Origin of the sequence: Sorangium sp. So ce367, assembly GCF_051520455.1 — a bacterium.
GTDB classification, from domain to species: domain Bacteria; phylum Myxococcota_A; class Polyangia; order Polyangiales; family Polyangiaceae; genus Sorangium; species Sorangium cellulosum_B.
In genome coordinates this window covers 1,342,160-1,359,864 of record NZ_CP150334.1, presented here as the reverse complement: position 1 = coordinate 1,359,864, position 17,705 = coordinate 1,342,160, and the positions used below count along the sequence as shown (strand labels likewise).

Sequence of the window (17,705 nt, the reverse complement as noted above, 5' to 3'; positions counted from 1 at the left end):
TCCCGTTACTCCGTCCCTCCGCTGCTCCGCTCCTCCGCCGGCTTTCGCTCGCCATCGGGCGCCAGGGCGGCGTCGCCTCCCTCGATCTCCGGAGGCAGCGGCAGCCGGACGCGGAACGTCGTGCCCTGACCTGGCTCGCTCTCGACGACGATCTCTCCGCCGTGCGCCCACACGATCAGCCTGCAGACGTAGAGCCCGACGCCGAGCCCGCTGTGCGCCTCCGGGGTCCACCGGAACGGCTCGAAGAGCCTGTCCCGCTGCTCCGGCGTGATGCCGACGCCGCGATCGTGCACGGAGATCACCGCGAAGCCGGCCTGCCGGACGACCGACAGCGTGATCGGCTGTCCAGCGCCGTGCCGCGACGCGTTCGACAGGAGGTTCGTGATGACCTGCTCGACGCGCGCGTCGTCCCAGTAGCCGAACACGGATCGATCGAGCTGGATCTCCAGGGAACACCCGTCGGCCTCGAGCTGCTCTGTCACCTGCCGGGCGGTCCTGCGCACGATCTCGTTGAGCTCCGTCCTCTCCAGGTTCAGCGCCGGCGGGCCGGTCGCGAAGCTCGCGACGACGAACATGTTGTTGATGACCTGCGTGATCCGGGCGAGCTCCCGCGAGGACACCTTCAAGAAGCGGCTGATGTCCTTCGAGCCCAGCGTCACCATGAGGGGCTGCGATCGCGATCGCAGCATGTGCTCGTACAGGAGCCGCAGGCTCGTCAGCGGCGTGCGCAGCTCGTGCGAGGCGAACCGCAGGAACTCCTCGCGGACGCGGATGGCGTCTTTCAGCTCGGTCTCCGCGCACTCCAGGCGGCGGACACGATCCTCGAGCTCCCTGCGCAGCTCCTGCTCGCGCTGCACGCCGGTGGCCAGGTCCTTCGCGCGCCGCTGCAGCAGGATCGTCAGGACGAGCGTGGCGAGCAGCATCACGCCGCAGGCGGTGAGGACCACACGGCGCGTCACGACGTACACGCCATACGCGCTGGATTTGTCGATCTCGGTCGCCAGGCCGAGGTCGAGCTCCTGATCCCACAGCCACGAGCCGACGACCTCGACGCCGCGATAATCGCGGTATCCCTCGACGTCGACCCCGGCGATCCCCGCGACGGCGCTGGTCGCCATGCGCGTGAGCGGCTGCTCCATGCGAGGCAAGGGGCGCGCGGAGCTGCCCGGCACCTCGCCCCCGGGATCGCGGATCTCCACGTTGAGGCTCGTGCGCTCGCCGGCCGCCAGGAGGCCCATGTCCCGGAGGTTCTGGGCGAACCTGAGCTCCGTGACGACGCGACCGTGCCTGTCGAACGCGTAGGTCTCCCCTGCCGCGCCGACCTGGCCACGATGGGCGATCTGCGTCAGCTCCCTCCCGGGATCGACGCGGAAGGCGAGCGCCGCGATGATCTCCCCTTCCCCGGCGACGGAACGCACCGGCGCCGCGACGACGAGGACGGGGGTGACCCTGCCGAGCACGGAAGACCGCATGGCGAACGGAGTCCCCATGACGGTCGAGCCGCGCAGGGCCGCGGCGATGGTGTCCGGGTCGTGGGCGCTCAGCGTCTTGGTGGCGAGGAGCTCATCGCGATCCGAGGCGATATGGGTGCCATCCAGCGCGATGACGTCGAAGCCGAGGCACTGTTCCCGCTCGACGACGCTCTCCAGCTCCAGCCGCAGATCCTGGAGGTACGGGCTATCGCGGAGCGAGCCGTCGCTGCGGCGCACCTCGACCTGGGCGGCGACCGCGCGCCGTATCCTCGGCTCGTTCGCCCAGAACCCCGCGGCGCCCTTCGCCTGCCGCGCCCAGGTCAAGAGCCCTTCGCGGGTCGTCGAGAGCACCGCCTGCAGGGTCGCCGCGACGTTCCTGCGATGGACGTCCTGGATCTCGTGGAGGCTCAGGAGCAAGACGACGCCGATCGGCAGCAGCGCCGCCAGGGGCATCCAGTCGAGCCATTCCTTCCTTCGCCGTTCGTTTCCCATGCATGACGCAGGCGAGACGCGGGGGGACAGCACCTCACAAACCACGCCACCACCCGGTGTGAGCGCGCTTCACGCTCGCCCGCTCGGCCCGGGCCTGCCTCGATCCCTTGCGCCGAGGCGAGCCGGCGCCTCGCCTCGGTCAATGCTCAATGCGCAGGCGGGCCCGAGGGCGCGGGGCTCCCCTCCACGATCGAAGGGCTCCCGCTGTACACCACCGCGTCGAGCAGCCGCTCCTCCCGCACCATCGCGAGCGCCGGCGCGTCCCGGCGCACCGAGATGCTGCCGCCGGGATCCGCGAACCCGCACGCCTCCGCCCCTTGCCGAGAGCCGATCTCCCAGAGCGCCTCGGCGGGCGTCGCCCCGCCCTCGCCCCGCAGCGTCACGCGCCGGCCCGTCCGCAGCCGCTCGCCGAGCTCGACGCCGCGCATGTCCTCGAACGGATCGGTGATCACGTGGCTGTCGATCCCGACGCACAGCCGCGCGCCCGCCGCGCGCAGCGCGCCCACGTCGGGCAGTCCGTCGCCGAGGTCCCGCTCGGTCGTCGGGCACAGGCACGCGAACGCCCTCGCCGCGCCGAGCAGCGCCGGCTCGTGCGGCGCCGCGGTCCCGCCACTCCGGTTTGCCGCGCCACACTTCCTCGTGCTGCGATCCGGCTTCTTTTACCTACGCGCCAGGTCAGGGCCGCACAAGTTCATAGGTGTACGTCTCGTTGCAGGTTTCCGTCGTTCCATCGAACAGATCGGCTTCGACGACTGCCTCCCCGTCCTCACGCATCCAGTGATCGACAAGGTTGATGTCGTCTCTCGTGTAGATCCAGCGCATCTCGATGTACTCCGGGAAACCCGTGCGGACGCATGTTTGCTGGCCGTCCAACGTCGCGACCTCACCCTCCACGGAGTAACCATAGATGCAGCTTCCCCAGGGTTGACCCTCCTCATCGAGCGTGATGTACTCGAGGTCGCTGTCTTCTCCTTCGCGTAGCCGGATGTTGAAGGAGGACCGCAGCTCCCAGTCGCCGTAACACGAGCTGGTGCCCCGGCCGCCTACCGCCCTCCACGTTCCCTCGAATCTCGAGACGTCAGGCCCTGAACAGCCCACGACGAGCAGGGCCAGGGCTCCCAATAACGACTTCCGCATGAGGTTCTCCTGAGAGCAGGACATGGCTTCAGCGACTGAGTGGGTCTTCACCGCCGATCTGAGTGTCCGGAGGAGACAGCGCGCCAGTGGCTTCCCCCCCACGCGCGCGGGATGTCAAATCAGCGGTGAGGACCCACTTGGCACTGTTCTGGTGCTGCCTCGTACGAGGCAGGAGAGAAGGAGACCCAAACGCTCAGGAAACGTCAAGCCCCAGCCGCGGGGCATGCCCCGGGTCGGTAGACATGCTTGTGGGCGATCCGATACCTCCCTGCGGAAAGCGACTCTGGTTGAACACGCATCGATACATCGATCGTGAGCAAGACGAGGCCATGGCCGGCTCGTCGTCCTCGCGGCAACCAGGCCGGGGCGAGAGGAGCTGAACACGAGGTGTCCGGAAGAGACAGTGCGCGGGCCGGTCCCCAAACGCGGTCAGCAGGGATTCCGCGCTCAGCGCTCCACGAGCGTCGGACGTCCCGATCCCGAGCGCGCGGACGCGCGAGGCCCAGTAGCGCTGATTGGCGAACATCGGCACGATCACCTGCGGGACGCTCGCGCGCAGCCATGGGTGAGGAGCGCGCCCCGGCGCGCGCGGGCGGCGTGGTAGCGGCGGCCGAGCTCGAAGGCGGCGGCGAGCCGGCTCGCATCGAAGAGGGCGATCTGGGTGCGCTCGGCGAGGGCCGCCGCCGGGCTTGATGACGTCGCGCGTCTCGCCCTGCTGGCGGAGCCGGCCACGATCCAGGAGCACGGCGGCGTCGGTCCAGTCGAGCGCCTCCGCGAGGGGGTGGAGCACCACGACGACGCAGCAGCCGTCGGCCGCGAGGCGCCGGAGCAGCGCGTAGAGACGAAGGGCGTGGCCGACTTCGAGCGCCGAGGTGGGCTCGTCGAGCAGGAGGATCCTGGCCCCCGTCGCGATCGCACGCGCGAGGAGCACGCGCTGCCGCTCGCCCTGCGAGAGCGCGGTGAAGGGGCGCGCGGCGAGCGGCGCGGTGTCCGTCAGCCGGCGGCTCTGGGTAAGATGTCGGCTCCAGTCGAGACCGGCCTCCGGGAAGCAGCACCTCGTCACTTCCCGTGCCGAGCAGGGTGCGAGTTCGTGGACTGTTCGACAGGTCCTTCCTGCGACGGGGGCGCGCCCGATCATCGTGCCGCCGCGCCCCGCGCGTCCGTGGTCGTGGGCAGCCGTCGCCGGCGGTCACTTCTTGCGCCGGTAGTTCATCGTCATGACCTCCTGCCATGCCCCGTCGGGGCCCAGCATGCGCGACGTCAGGACCCGATGGTCGTCGCTCTTCAGCTCGATCGAGTCGACGTACTTCGTCAGGCCCGCCCCCGGCTCCATCCCCGGCCCCTCGGTGTCGAGCCGCAGCACCCGCTCCGACGCGTCGAGCGAGCCCTCGTAGACCCACAGATGGGTCATCATCGCGCCGACGAAGGTCCCGATGAACTTGTTCTTCTGCGGGTCGTAGCCGAGCGTCATCAGATTGATCCCCACGCCTCCCGGCGTCTCGAAGCGCCCTTCACACACCACCCAGACCCCGCCCAGCGAGCGCACGATCTCCGTCCCCGTGAACGTCTGCGGCGGCTTACCGGGCTCGGCCGGCGCCTCGAACTCGCTCGTCCACTCCCCGACGAGCTGCTCCAGCCACGGGTGCACATTCTGCGATCCGGTCGTCGTCGTCATCGGCGTCTCCTGTTGCAGCGCTTGTATCGTGGGGTTCGCTCCGGCGCTCCGCGCGCGCCGGCGAGCGCGAGGAGCCTACTCCACCTTGGTGGCGATCCACCACGTCGTTCCCCCCGCGTCCCTCACGCCACCCCGTTTGTCCTCATCCGCCTTCTTCACGGGCTCCTGCACCGAGGTCGCGCCCGCCTCGAGGGCGCGCCGGTAGGTCGCGTCCACGTCGGACACGTAGACATGCACGTACGATGGGATCGGCGGCCAGCCGTCGGCGCCATCGGCGATCATCACCACCGTGTCGTCGATGCGCACCTCGGCGTGCTGGAGCTTGCCCTCGGCGTTCGGGAAGCGGCGCAGCTCGACCGCGCCGAAGACCTTCACCAGGAAGTCGATCGTGGCGCTCGCCCCGTCGACGATCAGGTACGGCGAGACAGTGCTGTAGGTGTCGGGCTTGTGGTGCGAGCTCATGGAGTCTCCTCCGGGTGGCTGGTTCTCCGGTGGTGTCCTAATTTGAACAGGAAGGCGGGAAGGCGGGAAGAAAAGATCGATGATCTTCCCGCCTTCCCGCCTTCATGTGGACTCTCTCCGGGCAAATTAGGACACCACCGATGGGTGAGCTTCATCGCGCGCGGAGTCTACTGGACTCCACGCGCGCCTGCGAGCGGGCTCCGGCTCGGGCGAGCGAGCGCGAGGCGAAGAGCCTTCGTTCGTGCTCGTGAAGAGCGCCGCTCACCCCTCCACGAGCGCCGGGCTCCCGCTGTACACCACCGCGTCGAGCAGCCGCTCCTCCCGCACCATCGCGAGCGCCGGCGCGTCCCGGCGCACCGAGATGCTGCCGCCGGGATCCGCGAACCCGCACGCCTCCGCCCCCCGCTGCGAGCCGATCTCCCAGAGCGCCTCGGCGGGCGTCGCCCCGCCCTCGCCCCGCAGCGTGACGCGGCGGCCCGTCCGCAGCCGCTCGCCGAGCTCGACGCCGCGCATGTCCTCGAACGGATCGGTGATCACGTGGCTGTCGATCCCGACGCACAGCCGCGCGCCCGCCGCGCGCAGCGCGCCCACGTCGGGCAGTCCGTCGCCGAGGTCGCGCTCGGTCGTCGGGCACAGGCACGCGAACGCCCTCGCCGCGCCGAGCAGCGCCGGCTCGTGCGGCGCGAGGTGCGTCGCGTGCACCGCCACGAAGCGCTCGCCGAGGACCCCGCGCTCGGCCAGGAGCTCCACCGGCCGCCGGCCCGTCTCGGCGAGGCACGCCTCGATCTCGGCCGGCTGCTCGGCCACGTGCATGTGCACCATGAGCCCGCGCTCCGCGGCGTACCGCGCGATCTCGCCGAGCCACGCCGGGGGCACGGCGCGCACGCTGTGGGGCGCCACGCCGACGCGCACGTCCTCGCAGCCCGCGTAGCGCGCCCGAAGCGCCTCGACGTCCGCGAGCGCCGCGTCGAGCGAGGCGTCCGAGAACCGCCGCTGCGCCCCCTCGGGCGCCCTGCCCGCGCCGGCGCGCGCGTAGACGACCCGGAGGAGCGCGATCCGGAGGCCCTCCTCGCGCGCGGCCTCGATCACCGCGTCCGCGAGGACCGTGCGATCCGCGTAGGGCGCGCCGCCCGGCTGGTGGTGCACGTAATGAAACTCGCCCACCGTGCGCACGCCCGCGGCGCGGAGCTCGCGATAGGCCACCTTCGAGATCGCATGAATGGACTCCGGCGTGAGCGACTCGGCGAGCGCGTACATGGCGCTGCGCCACGACCAGAAGTCGTCCGCCCCCGACGGCCCCGGCCGCTGCGCCTCACCGCGCATCCCGCGCTGGAAAGCATGGGAGTGGGCGCTCGCGAGCGCCGGCAGCTCGATGGCTCGCTCGGTCAGCCTCATGGCGCACGTCTATCACGTCCATCACGTCCATCACGTCCATCGCGCCGGGATGGCCGGGGAAAGGCGCGGCCGGTCGCGCTGCCTGCGCTGCGCGCCAGAGCGGCCCTCCGCGCTGGAGCAGGGTGCGCACGGCCCGCGGCGCGCCGCGTCCGGCGCGGTCTGCTCACTCTGCGCCTGGCGTCGTGAAGAGAGGGAAGCAGCCGGCGCCGAGCTTGCCGCAAGCCCCGTCGAGCAGGGCGTCGCCCTTGTCGGTTTGCTCGTAGAAAGCCATGGTGAGCGCGCTGCACTCGGGGAACACCTCGCGCGCGTACGCTCGCATCTCGGCGGCGCAAGCGTCGATCTCCGCGATCGTGGCCGTGCACTGCGTCGGCTGGTCGCAGGGCTTTGCGTCGACCTCCATGAGGGCCTGCTCCAAGAGCTGCTCTGCCTGGCTCGGGTCGGCCATGCACCCCTCGACCAGCTCGGAGCACTTCGCCTGCAGCTCGGCGTCGCTGGTCCCGGCGTCGTCCCCGTACGCCGCGCCGAGCACGCCCTGCATGAGGCAGACGTACTCGACGGTCACCTGCTCGGCGCTGCAGCGGCGATACCCCTTGCACGCCTGCTCGACCTCCGCTGGCGAGAGCTCGCTGACGAGCGCCGACGTGTCGAGTCCGGAGCAGGACGCGGCCGCGGAGCCCCCGCCTCCCGCCGAACCCGTCCAGTCACCGGGCGTCGCCCCGTCGTCGTCGCCCCCGCAGCCCAGCCCCGAGAGGCCGCAAGCCAAGCACACCCCCACCACCCCAGCCCAGAACGTCGTTCGCATTCCTCTGCGCTCCCGATGAAAGGTCAAGAATCGAGCCCTGCCGCGGCAGAACCACGTTTCCTTACGCCGGGCGGGTGTGGTTCCTCCCTCGCGAGGCCATCACGATGCTGGTCGCCGCGCCGCGACGCACGATCCGGCCCCGGTCGTCTGGATTTTCCTCGGGCCTTCTCGGCCCGAGGGCGCCTTATCGCTTCGGCTCGACCTCGAGTTCGGGCAAGCCCGCGAGCTTCACCTCGACCTCCGCGGCGGGCGGCGCTTCACGGGCCTCCTCGCGGCGGGACGCCATGACCGTCAGGGCGCGCGGGAGGCACTCCACCACGAGCGGCGTCGTCCCGGCCTCCTCGCCGTCGATGAGCACGTTCTGGGGCGGCTCGGTGGTGATGCAGACCCGCCGGGCGGCGAGGAAACCGACGTTGTCGCGCTCGGCCGGCTCGCCGTCGATCGCGGTCCTCAGGAGGTGCAGCCCGGTCGCGACCGCCTCCACCAGCGTCGTGGCCGACACGATGGTCAGGTCGAGCCGCCCGTCGTCGGGGGACAGGACAGGCGGCCCCTGCGCCAGCACCGTGCGCGGAGGCGCCATGTTGGCGACGGTCACCGCGACCGCACGGCAGTGGATCCGCTGGTCCTCGGTCTCGATCTCGACAACGAACGGCTCCAGGCTCATCAGCTTCTTCAGCCCGGTGCGGATGTACGCGAGCACACCCCAGCGCTGCTTCTCGTCCTGCGGGGTCTCGCCGACCGTGTCGGCGTGCAGCCCGACCGCCGAGAGGAGGATCATGGTCTTCCCGTTGGCGCGGGCGGCGTCGATGCGCGTCGGCTCGCCGTGGACGAGCACGTCGATCGCCCCCTCCAGGTCGGCCGGGATCCCCAGGGAGTGCGCGATCGAGTTCGCCGTTCCCAGCGGCAGGACCCCCAGGCACGCATCGGTCCCGAGGAGCGCCGACGCCACGCTGGAGATCGTCCCGTCACCGCCCGCCGCGATCACCAGGGAGGCGCCTTCGCGGCGCGCTGCGTCGGCGCAGGCGGCGGCAGAGCGCTCCGCGCTCGTCTCGTAGACGCTCAGCGCAAACTCGCGCTGGAGCCGGGCAGGCAGCGACTCGACCGAATCGCCCGCGTGGCCGGCAGCAGGGTTGACGATCAGCGCCGCTCTCCGCTCGGTCATGGCGGCATCGTAGAACGCCGAACCGGTTGAAACCCCAAGAAAAATCGGCAAGGTGGCCGCGAGCGGACCCGCGCGAGCGGCCATCGCCGCGCCCGTACGGCTGTGCCTGCATGCGCCACCCGCGCGACAGCAGCGCCCCGCCGCGCAGCCCAGAGACGCCGCTGGCTGCACGATGGCACGGCAGTTGTACCGCGATGTTGTTCATGAGACTTCAGCGAATCGGTCGACCGGCTTGTCTTGCGCTCGCGCTCCTCGGCGCGGGCACGCTCGCCGCCTGCGGAGAGGACTCGGGCGCGGGTGGCAACGGCGCCACGAGCAGCGGGGGCGCCACCGGCGGCGAAGGCGGCGCGGGCGGCGCGGGCGGCGAAGGCGGGGGGGACGGCGGGAGCGCCGGAGGCGGCGCGTCATGGCCGGTCGACACCTACCCGATCGACATCACTCCATCGGAGGACTGGAAGAACCAGATCAGCTTCCCCTTCGAGCCCTTCGCCGCCTGGCCCCCGACCTTCCAGACGCCGGGCTGGGTCAAGTTCACCGTGCTGATGCACGACCCCACCAAGGTCTACTACCAGGACAGCAACAAGTTCCCGTTCCACGGCGAGTTCGCCACCGCGCGGCTCGACCCGTTCTTCGAGATGTCGCGGGACGAGTTCGACCAGGTCTCGCTGCACGAGGAGGGGCAGAAGGCCATCCTCGGCGCCGTGATCTTCCCGCCGACCCCGGAGAGCGTGCCGGAGTACGGCATCCAGCTCGTCCGCCAGGACGCCTACGATCCCGAGGTGGCGCGCGTCGTCCTGGAGCTCGTGAAGGCCAGCGTCATCGCGCCCGGGGGGACGCGGCCCTTCTATTTCCCGACGTACGAGCAAGCGGCGTCGGCCGCGGAGAACAGCGCGTTCTTCGAGGCGAGCGGGTTCCCGGTGAGCTCGGTCGAGCGGTGGCTGGACGGCGACGCGTGTTATGCGACGGGCTGGGCCGTGGGGCGGCTCCGCTATGTCCCGCCGGACGCGATCGACGCCGCCTACGCGAGCGGCGAGCTTCGGGCCGAGGACATCCTGCTCACCGACTCCATCCCTGCGGAGGTGCCTTATGTGGCGGGCATCGTCTCGCTGTCGCCCGCGACGCCGAACGCGCACACCGCCCTCCTCGCGACCTCGTTCGGCATCCCGTTCGTCTACCTCGGCGATCCGGCCGCCGCCGACGCGGCAAAGGCGCTCGACGGAGAGGAGGTCGCGCTGCGGGCCTCGCTGCAATACGGGTCCATCTGCCGCGCCGTGCTCTTCGAGGCCGGAGGGATCGCGCCGGCGGACAGGGAGCACCTGCTCGCGCTGAAGCGGCCTGGCGAGCTCGGGATCCGCCCCAAGGAGCCCCTCGGCGCCTACGCCGGGTCCACCGAGGATCTCGGCCCCGCGGATATCGTGCATTTCGGGGGCAAGGCCGCGAACTATGGCCTGCTGCGGGACGCCATCCCGGAGAACTCCGATGTCGCGGTCGCGCTGTCGCTCGATCTCTGGGACGATTTCCTCGATCAGGTCATGCCCGGCGGCCGCACGCTGCGCGCCGAGATCGCGGAGCGCCTCGCGGGCCATAGCTACCCGCCCGACATGCTGGCGCTCAAGGCCGATCTCGCGGCGATCCGCGCGCGGATCACAGGGGATACCGCCTTCTCGGCGGGGCAGCGGCAGGCGATCGAGGCGGCGCTCGAGGGCTTCACGCCCACGAAGAAGATCCGGTTCCGGAGCTCGACCAACGTGGAGGACAGCGCCGTCTTCACGGGCGCGGGCCTCTACGACAGCTACAGCGGCTGCCTGGCCGACGATCGGGACGCCGACCAGGAGGGGCCGAGCCTGTGCGACCCCGGCGAGGCCAGCGAGCGCGGCGTGTTCCGCGCGATCCGCAAGGTGTACGCGAGCTTCTACAACGACAACGCCTTCCTCGCCCGGCTCCTCCATGGCGTCGACGAGGCCGAGGTCGGGATGGGCGTCCTCGTCCATCACTCCTATCCTGACGAGGACGAGATGGCGAACGGCGTCGCGACGCTCGAGCGGCGCGAGCTGGTCAACGACCAGATCAAGATCGTGACGCAGCTCGGGGCGACGTCCGTCACCAACCCGGAAGGCGGGGCGCAGCCTGAGGTCGTGACCGCGAGCCTCTTCGACCAGGAGACCTCCGTTTACCTCCTGTCCGGCTCGACGCTCGTCCCGCTCGGCGGCCACGTCATGCAATGGGAGGACGATTACCTCGCGCTCGCCGCGCTGCTCGGCCGCGTCGAGGCGCGGTTCAGCGAGCTGAACCCCGGCAGGAAGTCGTTCCTGCTCGATTACGAGTTCAAGAAGATGAAGCCCGGAGATCTCGTCGTGAAGCAGGTGCGCGAGGTCGCGCTCCCGGACACGACGCCGAGCCTCACGCCGTTCCTGCTCGACGAGCCCCGGGAGGTCTGCACCTTCCAGGGCGAGTCCGGCGACGTGTTCGCGAACCACCGGCTCAAGGTGCGCGCGAGGCTCTCGGCGAAGAGCGGGTTCCTCACGCCGGCGGCGCTCGCCAGCACGCTCTTCAACGAGGACGCGCGGCTCGATTACCTCTCCGGTGGATCGGTGGCGACCCTCTCGGGCAGCCCCGCGGCGTGGCCGGCCGCGTCCCACGCGTACGCCAGCGAGACGGCCACGGACTCCTTCGTGGACGGCGCCGGGGCCTCGGAGATCACCTATGCGCTCGCCGCCTCCCCGGTGCCCGAGCTGTTGCCACCGTCGCTGGGCCCGCTGGTCGCGCTGCGCGACGTCGGGATGATGCTGAGCGCCTCCTACGCCACGCCCGTGCCGGCGCTCGAGTGGGACGGGACGCCGCTCGCGGTGTCCTCGGAGGTGGTGCAGCTCGACGCTTGTCCCGCGGAGGGCCCTCCGGTGGCGGGCGCGCTGCTCCAGGAGCGCTCGCTCTCATGGACGTCCGGCGTCACCGTGGAGACCGCGTTTTACTGGCCGCCGGCCCCGACGGGCCCCACGGCGGGGTACACGGCGCCGCTCCACAAGTGGGTGGGGACGCGCATCGAGGGGCTGACGAGCGCCCCGATCGTGCTCAAGGGCTACTACGCGCAGACGTACCGCCCGCAGCACCACAATTTCTCGGAGGACTTCATCTTCGAGCCCCGCCTCGAGCCCGGCCTGGATCCCGCGATCCTCGCCGAGCTGGAGGAGAAGGGCATCCGGCTGATCCACGTCCGGACGCCGGACGGCGGCGAGCAAGGCCCGAAGCTCTGGACCCTCGATCCAGCGGGCGTGTTCCACCAGGTCGACTGAGCGTCTCCCGAAAGGCCTGCGGAGCCCCGGCGAGCCCCGCCATCGCCCGAGGCTCCGCCGGGCTCGTGACTTCTCCTCGAAGCGCACCACCGGGCTCGACCGCCGCTCCAGTCAACCGCGCCGACCGCGCGACGCGGACCGGGCCGGCGCGCGCGCGGAGTTGACGCGCGGAGGCTGCCGGTGGACCAGAAGCGCCGGCTATTCCTGCTGACGAGGAGAAGATCATGAGCCTTTACGACAGCTCGTTCCCCCAGATGACTCGCATGCTCGGCCAGGTGCTGGTCTGGCTCGACAAGGCGGAGACCTACGCACAGCAGAAGAAGTTCGATCCGGAGGTGCTCCTCACGGCGCGCCTCGCGCCCGATCAGTGGAACCTCAGGCGTCAGATCCAGAACGTCATCGCCTGGCCCCTGAGGCTGAGCGCGCTGCTCACCGGCGCGGAGCTGCCGCAGCTCGAGACGGGCGACGAGACGATCGCGGAGCTGCGCGCGCGCATCGGCAAGGCGATCGAGCAGCTGAACGCGGTGAAGCCGGAGCAGCTGAAGGGCGCGGAAGACCGCACGATTCCGCTCTTCTTACTGCCGGGCAAGGGCATGAAGGCCCCGGCGTTCGTGTTCGGGTTCGTGCTCCCCAACTTCTACTTCCACGCGACCACCGCGTACTCGATCCTGCGGCACAACGGGCTCGACGTCGGCAAGTCCGACTTCATCGGGTCGCTCGACCTCCGCGACCTGTGACCGAGGCGGCCCTCCCCCGCGGGAGGCGGCGGGGGGGCCGTCAGTCGTCCTCGCGCTCGTCCCCGAAGAGCACGCCGACCTGAAGCTCGATCGCATCGAACGGCTCGGCCCTGATGCGCTCGCCCCGCTCCGCGCGGAGCGCCACGAGGTACCCCTCCGGGGTCCACCGGTGCGCGGTCAGCGTCTCCTCCCGGGGATCGACGATCCAGTAATGGGGGAGCTGACAGCGCTGGTAGACGCGCATCTTCTTGACCGTGTCGTTGCGCGCGTTGCTCGGGGACAGCACCTCACAGACCCAGTCGGGCCGGATCCGGACAGGGCACCCGCTGGGCCGCTCCGGCGCGCGCTCGCGGCGCCAGCCGACCACATCAGGCCGGTACACCTGGTCCGGCATGAACTCGACCTCGATCTCCGTGGCGAACCACCATCCTCCGGGCCAGCGGCCCCCGGGGCGCCGCTGGAAGGGGATCTTCACGTGCGCGACGATGGCGGACTGCGCGTCGCCGTGCTCGAACGAAGGAACGGCCTTCTGCACGAGCTCGCCGTCGAGGATCTCGTGAAAGCGCTGCTCCTCGGGGATGGCCAGGAGATCCGCCACCGTGGCCGGGCGTGGCTTCTGTGCTGCGGGCACGCGTCGAGCATAGCGCCTCCGAGCGAGGTGTCGCGACGCTTCGCTCGGCCTTACCAGATCGCTCCGCCTCCACGACGTGGGACCGCGACGCGCTCTCTCGCCCGATCGGCGCCGGGCCTCGGTCCAGCGCGGCGCCCGCTCAGCGCGCGCTGGACCGAGGCTCCTGCTCGGCGAGCGCCGCGAGCGTCTCCCGCGCGACCAACGCCGAGGGCGCCGGGGTCTGCCCGGTGACGAGCCGGCCATGCCCGACGGCGAACGGCTCCCACACCGGCCCTCGCTCGTAGCGCGCGCCGAGGGAGCGCAGCCGCGGGCAAGGGGCGCCGGGGCGCCCGGAACACGATCCACCTCGCCTGACGCAAGCGCGCGGCGCAGAGCGCGCGCTTCCGGGCCGTGCAGGCGGCGCGGATGGAGGAGGGCTGAGCGCCGCGCGGGGCTCAGCCGCCCGCGTCGCGGAGCGTGCTGGGCCCGGAGCGCGCGCCGTCCGTCCGCCGCCCGTCCAGAGTCCGCACGCTTCACCGGGCGCAGGCGCGCCGTCGAGCGATTCAGTGAAACGACGGGCAGCGCCGCGGCTACACTCCACGCCGAGAGCCCATGCTGACCTCGATCACGCTCGAGAACTTCAAGAGCTTCCGGAAGGCTGCGATCCCGCTGGGCCCCTTCACGCTGCTCGTCGGGACGAACGCATCCGGCAAGAGCAACCTCCGCGATGCGTTCCGCTTTCTCCATGGCGTCGGCCGCGGCTACTCGCTGGCGGAGATCCTTGGCGAGAAGTACGGGGAGGGCGGCGAGCTTCAGTGGAAGGGTCTTCGAGGCGGCACGAGGGAGGTTGTCTTCGGAGGAGGACCGGAGTTCTCGATCAGTGCAGAGCTCAAGGACATTGAGAATCAATACCATCACAAATATCGAGTCTCCGTCGCCACCGGGCTCTCGAATGCTGCTCCCAGGGTCACACGCGAGGCCCTCTACGGGAGCACAGACATGGACTTCGACTCACACCCCGCTGAGGACGCCCCTGCGCAGCAAGGCAAAGAGCACTTGCTCGTACGCCTCGCGCGAGGTGGTGAGGAATCCACCTTGTCAAGCTCGCCTGCGATAAGCTCGCCTGCGATCGCGCAGGTCAGGGATCCTCGTTACGTCCGGAGACAAGCAAAGCGGACGCTGCACACGCTACGCTCGATGCGTTTCCTGGACCTCTCACCGGACGCTGCCCGGCTACCCTCGTTGCCGGGCAGACAGGTGCTCGGGGATCGCGGCGAAAACCTCTCGTCCGTGCTGCAAGCGATCTCCCAGGATCCGAAGCGAAGAGACACGCTCCTCGAGTGGATCCGCGCCCTCACGCCGCTCGACGTGATGAATCTCGAATTTCCCCAGGATTTCGCCGGACGCGTCCTCGTGCACCTCGTGGAGCAGGGCGGGCGCAGGATCTCGGCCTACAGCGCCTCGGACGGTACGCTGCGCTTCCTCGCGATCCTTGCCGCTCTTCTCGACACCGACTCCGCTCACTTCTATTTCTTCGAGGAGATCGAGAACGGCATCCATCCGACACGCCTTCACCTCCTCGTGCAGCTCATCGAACAGCAGTGTCGCACCAGGGATGTCCAGGTCATCGCGACGACCCACTCGCCCCAGCTTCTCGGCTTCCTCAGCCCCGAGTCCAGGGAGAGCGCTCTCCTCATCTACCGGCTCCGCGGCGCCGACGAGTCCAGCGTGCGCAAGGTGGTCGACCTTCCTGACCTGAACCGGGTCCTCGAGACGCAGGACCTCGCTCGCCTACACGCCTCGGGGTGGCTGGAAGACATGGTAGAGCTCATGGCAGACGACGCGGGCGAGGCCGCCCAGTGAGCTATCGCGTGCTCGTCATCCCCGAGGACTTTCGCAAAGATCAGTACGTCCTCGAGCCCATCGTCGCGAAGATGTTCGAGGCTGTTGGCCGCAAGGCCAAGGTGCTCGTGTGCCGCGATCCGCTCCTCGGCGGCGTCGACCAGGCGCTCCGGTGGGAGCGCCTCCAGGAGATACTTCTGCGCTACCAGGCGATGATCGAGTGTTTCCTGCTCCTCGTCGATCGCGATGGCAAACCGGGGCGGCGCGAGGCCCTCGATAGACTGGAGTCGCTGGCCAGCGCCGCGCTTCCACAGGGAAAACGTTTTCTGGCCGAGAACGCCTGGCAAGAGATCGAGGTGTGGCTCCTCGCCGGACACGATCTGCCCTCCGAGTGGGCGTGGAAGGCAGTACGCGCCCACGAAAACCCGAAGGAACATTACTATCAACCCCTCGCCAAGAAGCGCGGCGTCCTCCAGGAGCCGGCGGAGGGGCGCGGGATCCTGGCCCGCGAAGCAGCCTCGCGGTACAGCCGCATTCGCTCCCTGTGCCCGGAGGTCGCGGACCTCGAGCGACGCCTCGGCGCGTAGCGCCCCTGCGCCTCGTACAGGCTCACCCGCCCCAGTCGACCTTGGGCCTCCCGGGCGGCGTGACGTTCGGCATCTCGTGGAAGAGCCCCCGCGCGAGGTCGGGCAGCGGAGCGCACGCCTGCTCTCCCAGGTTGGTCAGCTCCAGCGGGTCCTCGAGCACGTTGAAGCAGTGGTACTCGCCGTCCCACTCGCGCGCCTCGATCTTCATCGGCCCCTGCATCATCCCCCAGTTGCGGAACGCGCAGCCCCACACCCACGTGCAGTTCGTGAGCGGCACCGGCGCGACCGTGCGCTCCGGCCGCGTCAACGGATGTCCGATCATCCGCCGGCGGAACGGATCGAGCCCCGGCTCGTCCCAGAGGCCCATCAGATCGAGGAACGTCGGCGCCAGGTCGAGGTGCCACACGAACGTGTCCTTCGCGCCCTCGATGCTCGCCCGCTCCTCCGGCGCGAGCGTCCCCTCCGGCGCGTCGACCCACGTCGGGACGAGGATCTCCTCGTCCCAGAGCGAGCTCGTGTGGCCGAGCTGCCAGTGCTCCCGGAACGACTCGCCATGATCCGACGTGTACACGATGACCGTGCGCTCGCCGCTCGGCGTCCCGCGGATGTGCTCGATGAGCCGGCCAACCGCCATGTCCGACAGGTAAACGACGTTCTTGTAGTAGTTCTTGAAGTGCTCGTTCTTCTCGGGCGCCTTCGTCAGCTCGCTCGGTTGAAACGGCGAGTGGAGCGGATCGCTCACGTACGGGAAATGGACGTTCGAGTAATGGACGACCGCGAAGAACGGCTCGACGAGCTCGTCCCACTCCTCGATCACCCGATCGGTGAGCTGCCGATCATAGGCGCCGTAATCGAGGTCGGCGCCCGGATCGAGCTGGGTCGCGACAGCCCGGTGCGAGACCGGGATGTCTTGCACGTAGAGCCGAGCGTTCCCGAACATGAGGTTCTGGCTCGTCCAGTACGCGGTGTCCCACCCGGCCGCGTGGGCGTAATCCCAGAGCAGCGGCGCAGCGCCGAGCACCGCGAGGCGCTCCGTCGGAGGGACGCCGGACCAGATGTTCGATATGGAGATGGCCGTCGTCGAGTCGTGGGCCCGCATCTGCAGGAGCGGCATGCGGCGGGGCGCGGCGGCGTTGGAGAACGGCGTCGCCTTGTCGCAGGCCGGGTCGTACGCGACGCACGTCACGTCCGCCCGCTGGCTCTCCTGCAGGAGGAGGACAACGTTCCGCGGCCGCGCAGGCCGCGCCGAGAGCCGCGGCACGCGCTCCGGGTCGCGGCGCTGCACCCGCAGATCCGGGGAGTCGTTCGTGATGCCGAGGTGCTCCTTCACCACGGCGGTGATGCCGTGGAAGTAGATCATGTCGGCCGACGACGACTGGATCACCCGGTAGCTCACCGGGATCACCGCCACGCCGGCCAGCGCGAGCGGCACGAGCGCGGCGGCGAGGCGCCGCCGGAGCCGCCGGGGGCGCACGAGCCGGCGGGAGAGCCGGAGCGCCCCAAGGGCGAGCCCGAGCGCGACCGCGAAGTGGGCGATCACGCGCGGGTGCCCGAGCGGGAGCGTGCCCACGATCGACCAGGGGATCGACTGGGAGTGGATCTGGGAGTCGACCGAACAGTAGAGGTTGTAGAGGGCGTGGAAGCCCCCCTGGACGCCGCACGCGAGCGTGAAGAGCGCGACGAACAGCGCGCCCACGACGCCGCGCGCCGCGCCGCGGCGGCCCGAGGCGACGTAGAGCAAGAGGCCCCAGAACCCCAGCGACGCGGCCACGGTCGCGGCGTACCCCGCGGCGTGCGGCCGATCGAACGTTGTCATGTGGCGGGCCCGGCGCAGCACGTCGGCGACGAGGATCCAGAGCGCCGGCGAGGCCAGGAGGGCCAAGCTGATCAGACGGCCGCGGCGGAGCGCGGCCCTCCGCGCGGCGCGCGGGCGGACGCGGTCACGGGCGGCGCGATCGTCCCCGTGCGCGGGCAGGCTGATGGCGGGGGACGCGGGCGGCTCGGCGAGCGCGCCGCCCTGTCGGTCGATGTCCTGGGTCATC

General features: G+C 70.4%; 15 protein-coding genes and 2 pseudogenes. 4 read left to right on the top strand and 13 right to left on the bottom strand.

The genetic code is table 11. The features are described 5' to 3' along the window. Positions 1-5: 5 nt before the first annotated feature. From WME97_RS05085 to WME97_RS05040, 10 genes and pseudogenes are all read right to left on the bottom strand, one after another. Positions 6-1,964 (bottom strand): sensor histidine kinase, encoded by a 1,959-nt coding sequence (locus WME97_RS05085; protein WP_437549825.1) that lies wholly within the window; start codon positions 1,962-1,964, stop codon positions 6-8. A gap of 146 nt (positions 1,965-2,110) precedes the next feature. After that, complete coding sequence (locus WME97_RS05080; protein WP_437555310.1) at positions 2,111-2,545, bottom strand: amidohydrolase family protein; 435 nt, start codon at positions 2,543-2,545, stop codon at positions 2,111-2,113. A 94-nt stretch (positions 2,546-2,639) separates the two neighbouring features. Continuing rightward, positions 2,640-3,101 carry a hypothetical protein gene (locus tag WME97_RS05075; protein ID WP_437549824.1) on the bottom strand — a complete coding sequence of 154 codons (462 nt, stop codon included), beginning with the start codon at positions 3,099-3,101 and terminating at the stop codon, positions 2,640-2,642. 540 nt (positions 3,102-3,641) lie between these two features. Further along, positions 3,642-3,782 (bottom strand): annotated as a pseudogene (locus tag WME97_RS05070) (JAB domain-containing protein); the annotation flags it as partial. 199 nt (positions 3,783-3,981) lie between these two features. After that, positions 3,982-4,239 (bottom strand): annotated as a pseudogene (locus WME97_RS05065) (ATP-binding cassette domain-containing protein); the annotation flags it as partial. A 51-nt stretch (positions 4,240-4,290) separates the two neighbouring features. Beyond that, the gene (locus WME97_RS05060; protein ID WP_437549823.1) at positions 4,291-4,776 is read right to left on the bottom strand and encodes a DUF1579 domain-containing protein; all 486 of its coding nucleotides are present in this window, start codon (positions 4,774-4,776) and stop codon (positions 4,291-4,293) included. 75 nt (positions 4,777-4,851) lie between these two features. Further along, positions 4,852-5,238, bottom strand: coding sequence for a VOC family protein (locus tag WME97_RS05055; protein WP_437549822.1), 387 nt, complete (start codon positions 5,236-5,238; stop codon positions 4,852-4,854). 261 nt (positions 5,239-5,499) lie between these two features. After that, positions 5,500-6,633, bottom strand: coding sequence for a formimidoylglutamate deiminase (locus tag WME97_RS05050; protein ID WP_437549821.1), 1,134 nt, complete (start codon positions 6,631-6,633; stop codon positions 5,500-5,502). Between the two features lie 163 nt (positions 6,634-6,796). Continuing rightward, positions 6,797-7,435 (bottom strand): hypothetical protein, encoded by a 639-nt coding sequence (locus WME97_RS05045; RefSeq protein ID WP_437549820.1) that lies wholly within the window; start codon positions 7,433-7,435, stop codon positions 6,797-6,799. A 184-nt stretch (positions 7,436-7,619) separates the two neighbouring features. After that, on the bottom strand, positions 7,620-8,681 hold the full coding sequence (locus WME97_RS05040; RefSeq protein WP_437549819.1) for a YegS/Rv2252/BmrU family lipid kinase: 1,062 nt from the start codon (positions 8,679-8,681) through the stop codon (positions 7,620-7,622). Between the two features lie 119 nt (positions 8,682-8,800). On the opposite strand from WME97_RS05040, the gene WME97_RS05035 reads away from it, so the two are divergent. Next, a complete protein-coding gene (locus WME97_RS05035; protein ID WP_437549818.1) occupies positions 8,801-11,887 on the top strand; it encodes a PEP/pyruvate-binding domain-containing protein in 3,087 nt (1,028 codons plus the stop codon). A gap of 224 nt (positions 11,888-12,111) precedes the next feature. Then, positions 12,112-12,624, top strand: a complete 513-nt coding sequence (locus tag WME97_RS05030) for a DUF1993 domain-containing protein (RefSeq protein WP_437549817.1) — start codon at positions 12,112-12,114, stop codon at positions 12,622-12,624. Between the two features lie 40 nt (positions 12,625-12,664). Here WME97_RS05030 and WME97_RS05025 read toward each other — a convergent pair whose 3' ends face one another. Together WME97_RS05025 and WME97_RS05020 are read right to left on the bottom strand one after the other, a co-directional pair. Further along, entirely contained in the window at positions 12,665-13,255 is a 591-nt protein-coding gene (locus WME97_RS05025) for a Uma2 family endonuclease (protein WP_437549816.1), read from the bottom strand. A gap of 139 nt (positions 13,256-13,394) precedes the next feature. After that, a complete protein-coding gene (locus WME97_RS05020) occupies positions 13,395-13,523 on the bottom strand; it encodes a hypothetical protein (RefSeq protein ID WP_437549815.1) in 129 nt (42 codons plus the stop codon). A 323-nt stretch (positions 13,524-13,846) separates the two neighbouring features. Between WME97_RS05020 and WME97_RS05015 the strand changes: the two genes are divergently transcribed. Beyond that, the gene (locus WME97_RS05015; RefSeq protein ID WP_437549814.1) at positions 13,847-15,097 is read left to right on the top strand and encodes an AAA family ATPase; all 1,251 of its coding nucleotides are present in this window, start codon (positions 13,847-13,849) and stop codon (positions 15,095-15,097) included. Continuing rightward, entirely contained in the window at positions 15,094-15,663 is a 570-nt protein-coding gene (locus WME97_RS05010; RefSeq protein WP_437549813.1) for a hypothetical protein, read from the top strand. Before WME97_RS05015 ends, WME97_RS05010 begins: the two co-directional genes overlap by 4 nt. Before the next feature lie 22 nt (positions 15,664-15,685). Here WME97_RS05010 and WME97_RS05005 read toward each other — a convergent pair whose 3' ends face one another. Beyond that, the gene (locus tag WME97_RS05005) at positions 15,686-17,704 is read right to left on the bottom strand and encodes a sulfatase-like hydrolase/transferase (RefSeq protein WP_437549812.1); all 2,019 of its coding nucleotides are present in this window, start codon (positions 17,702-17,704) and stop codon (positions 15,686-15,688) included. Between the last annotated feature and the right edge of the window lies 1 nt (position 17,705).

Coding starts and splice junctions, on each gene's coding strand:
- WME97_RS05075 (WP_437549824.1), bottom strand. CDS start 3,101: ATGCGGAAGTCGTTATTGGGAGCCCTGGCCCTGCTCGTCGTGGGCTGT.
- WME97_RS05085 (WP_437549825.1), bottom strand. CDS start 1,964: ATGGGAAACGAACGGCGAAGGAAGGAATGGCTCGACTGGATGCCCCTG.
- WME97_RS05030 (WP_437549817.1), top strand. CDS start 12,112: ATGAGCCTTTACGACAGCTCGTTCCCCCAGATGACTCGCATGCTCGGC.
- WME97_RS05050 (WP_437549821.1), bottom strand. CDS start 6,633: ATGAGGCTGACCGAGCGAGCCATCGAGCTGCCGGCGCTCGCGAGCGCC.
- WME97_RS05055 (WP_437549822.1), bottom strand. CDS start 5,238: ATGAGCTCGCACCACAAGCCCGACACCTACAGCACTGTCTCGCCGTAC.
- WME97_RS05005 (WP_437549812.1), bottom strand. CDS start 17,704: ATGACCCAGGACATCGACCGACAGGGCGGCGCGCTCGCCGAGCCGCCC.
- WME97_RS05040 (WP_437549819.1), bottom strand. CDS start 8,681: ATGGCCGCTCGCGCGGGTCCGCTCGCGGCCACCTTGCCGATTTTTCTT.
- WME97_RS05035 (WP_437549818.1), top strand. CDS start 8,801: ATGAGACTTCAGCGAATCGGTCGACCGGCTTGTCTTGCGCTCGCGCTC.
- WME97_RS05015 (WP_437549814.1), top strand. CDS start 13,847: ATGCTGACCTCGATCACGCTCGAGAACTTCAAGAGCTTCCGGAAGGCT.
- WME97_RS05060 (WP_437549823.1), bottom strand. CDS start 4,776: ATGACGACGACGACCGGATCGCAGAATGTGCACCCGTGGCTGGAGCAG.
- WME97_RS05045 (WP_437549820.1), bottom strand. CDS start 7,435: ATGCGAACGACGTTCTGGGCTGGGGTGGTGGGGGTGTGCTTGGCTTGC.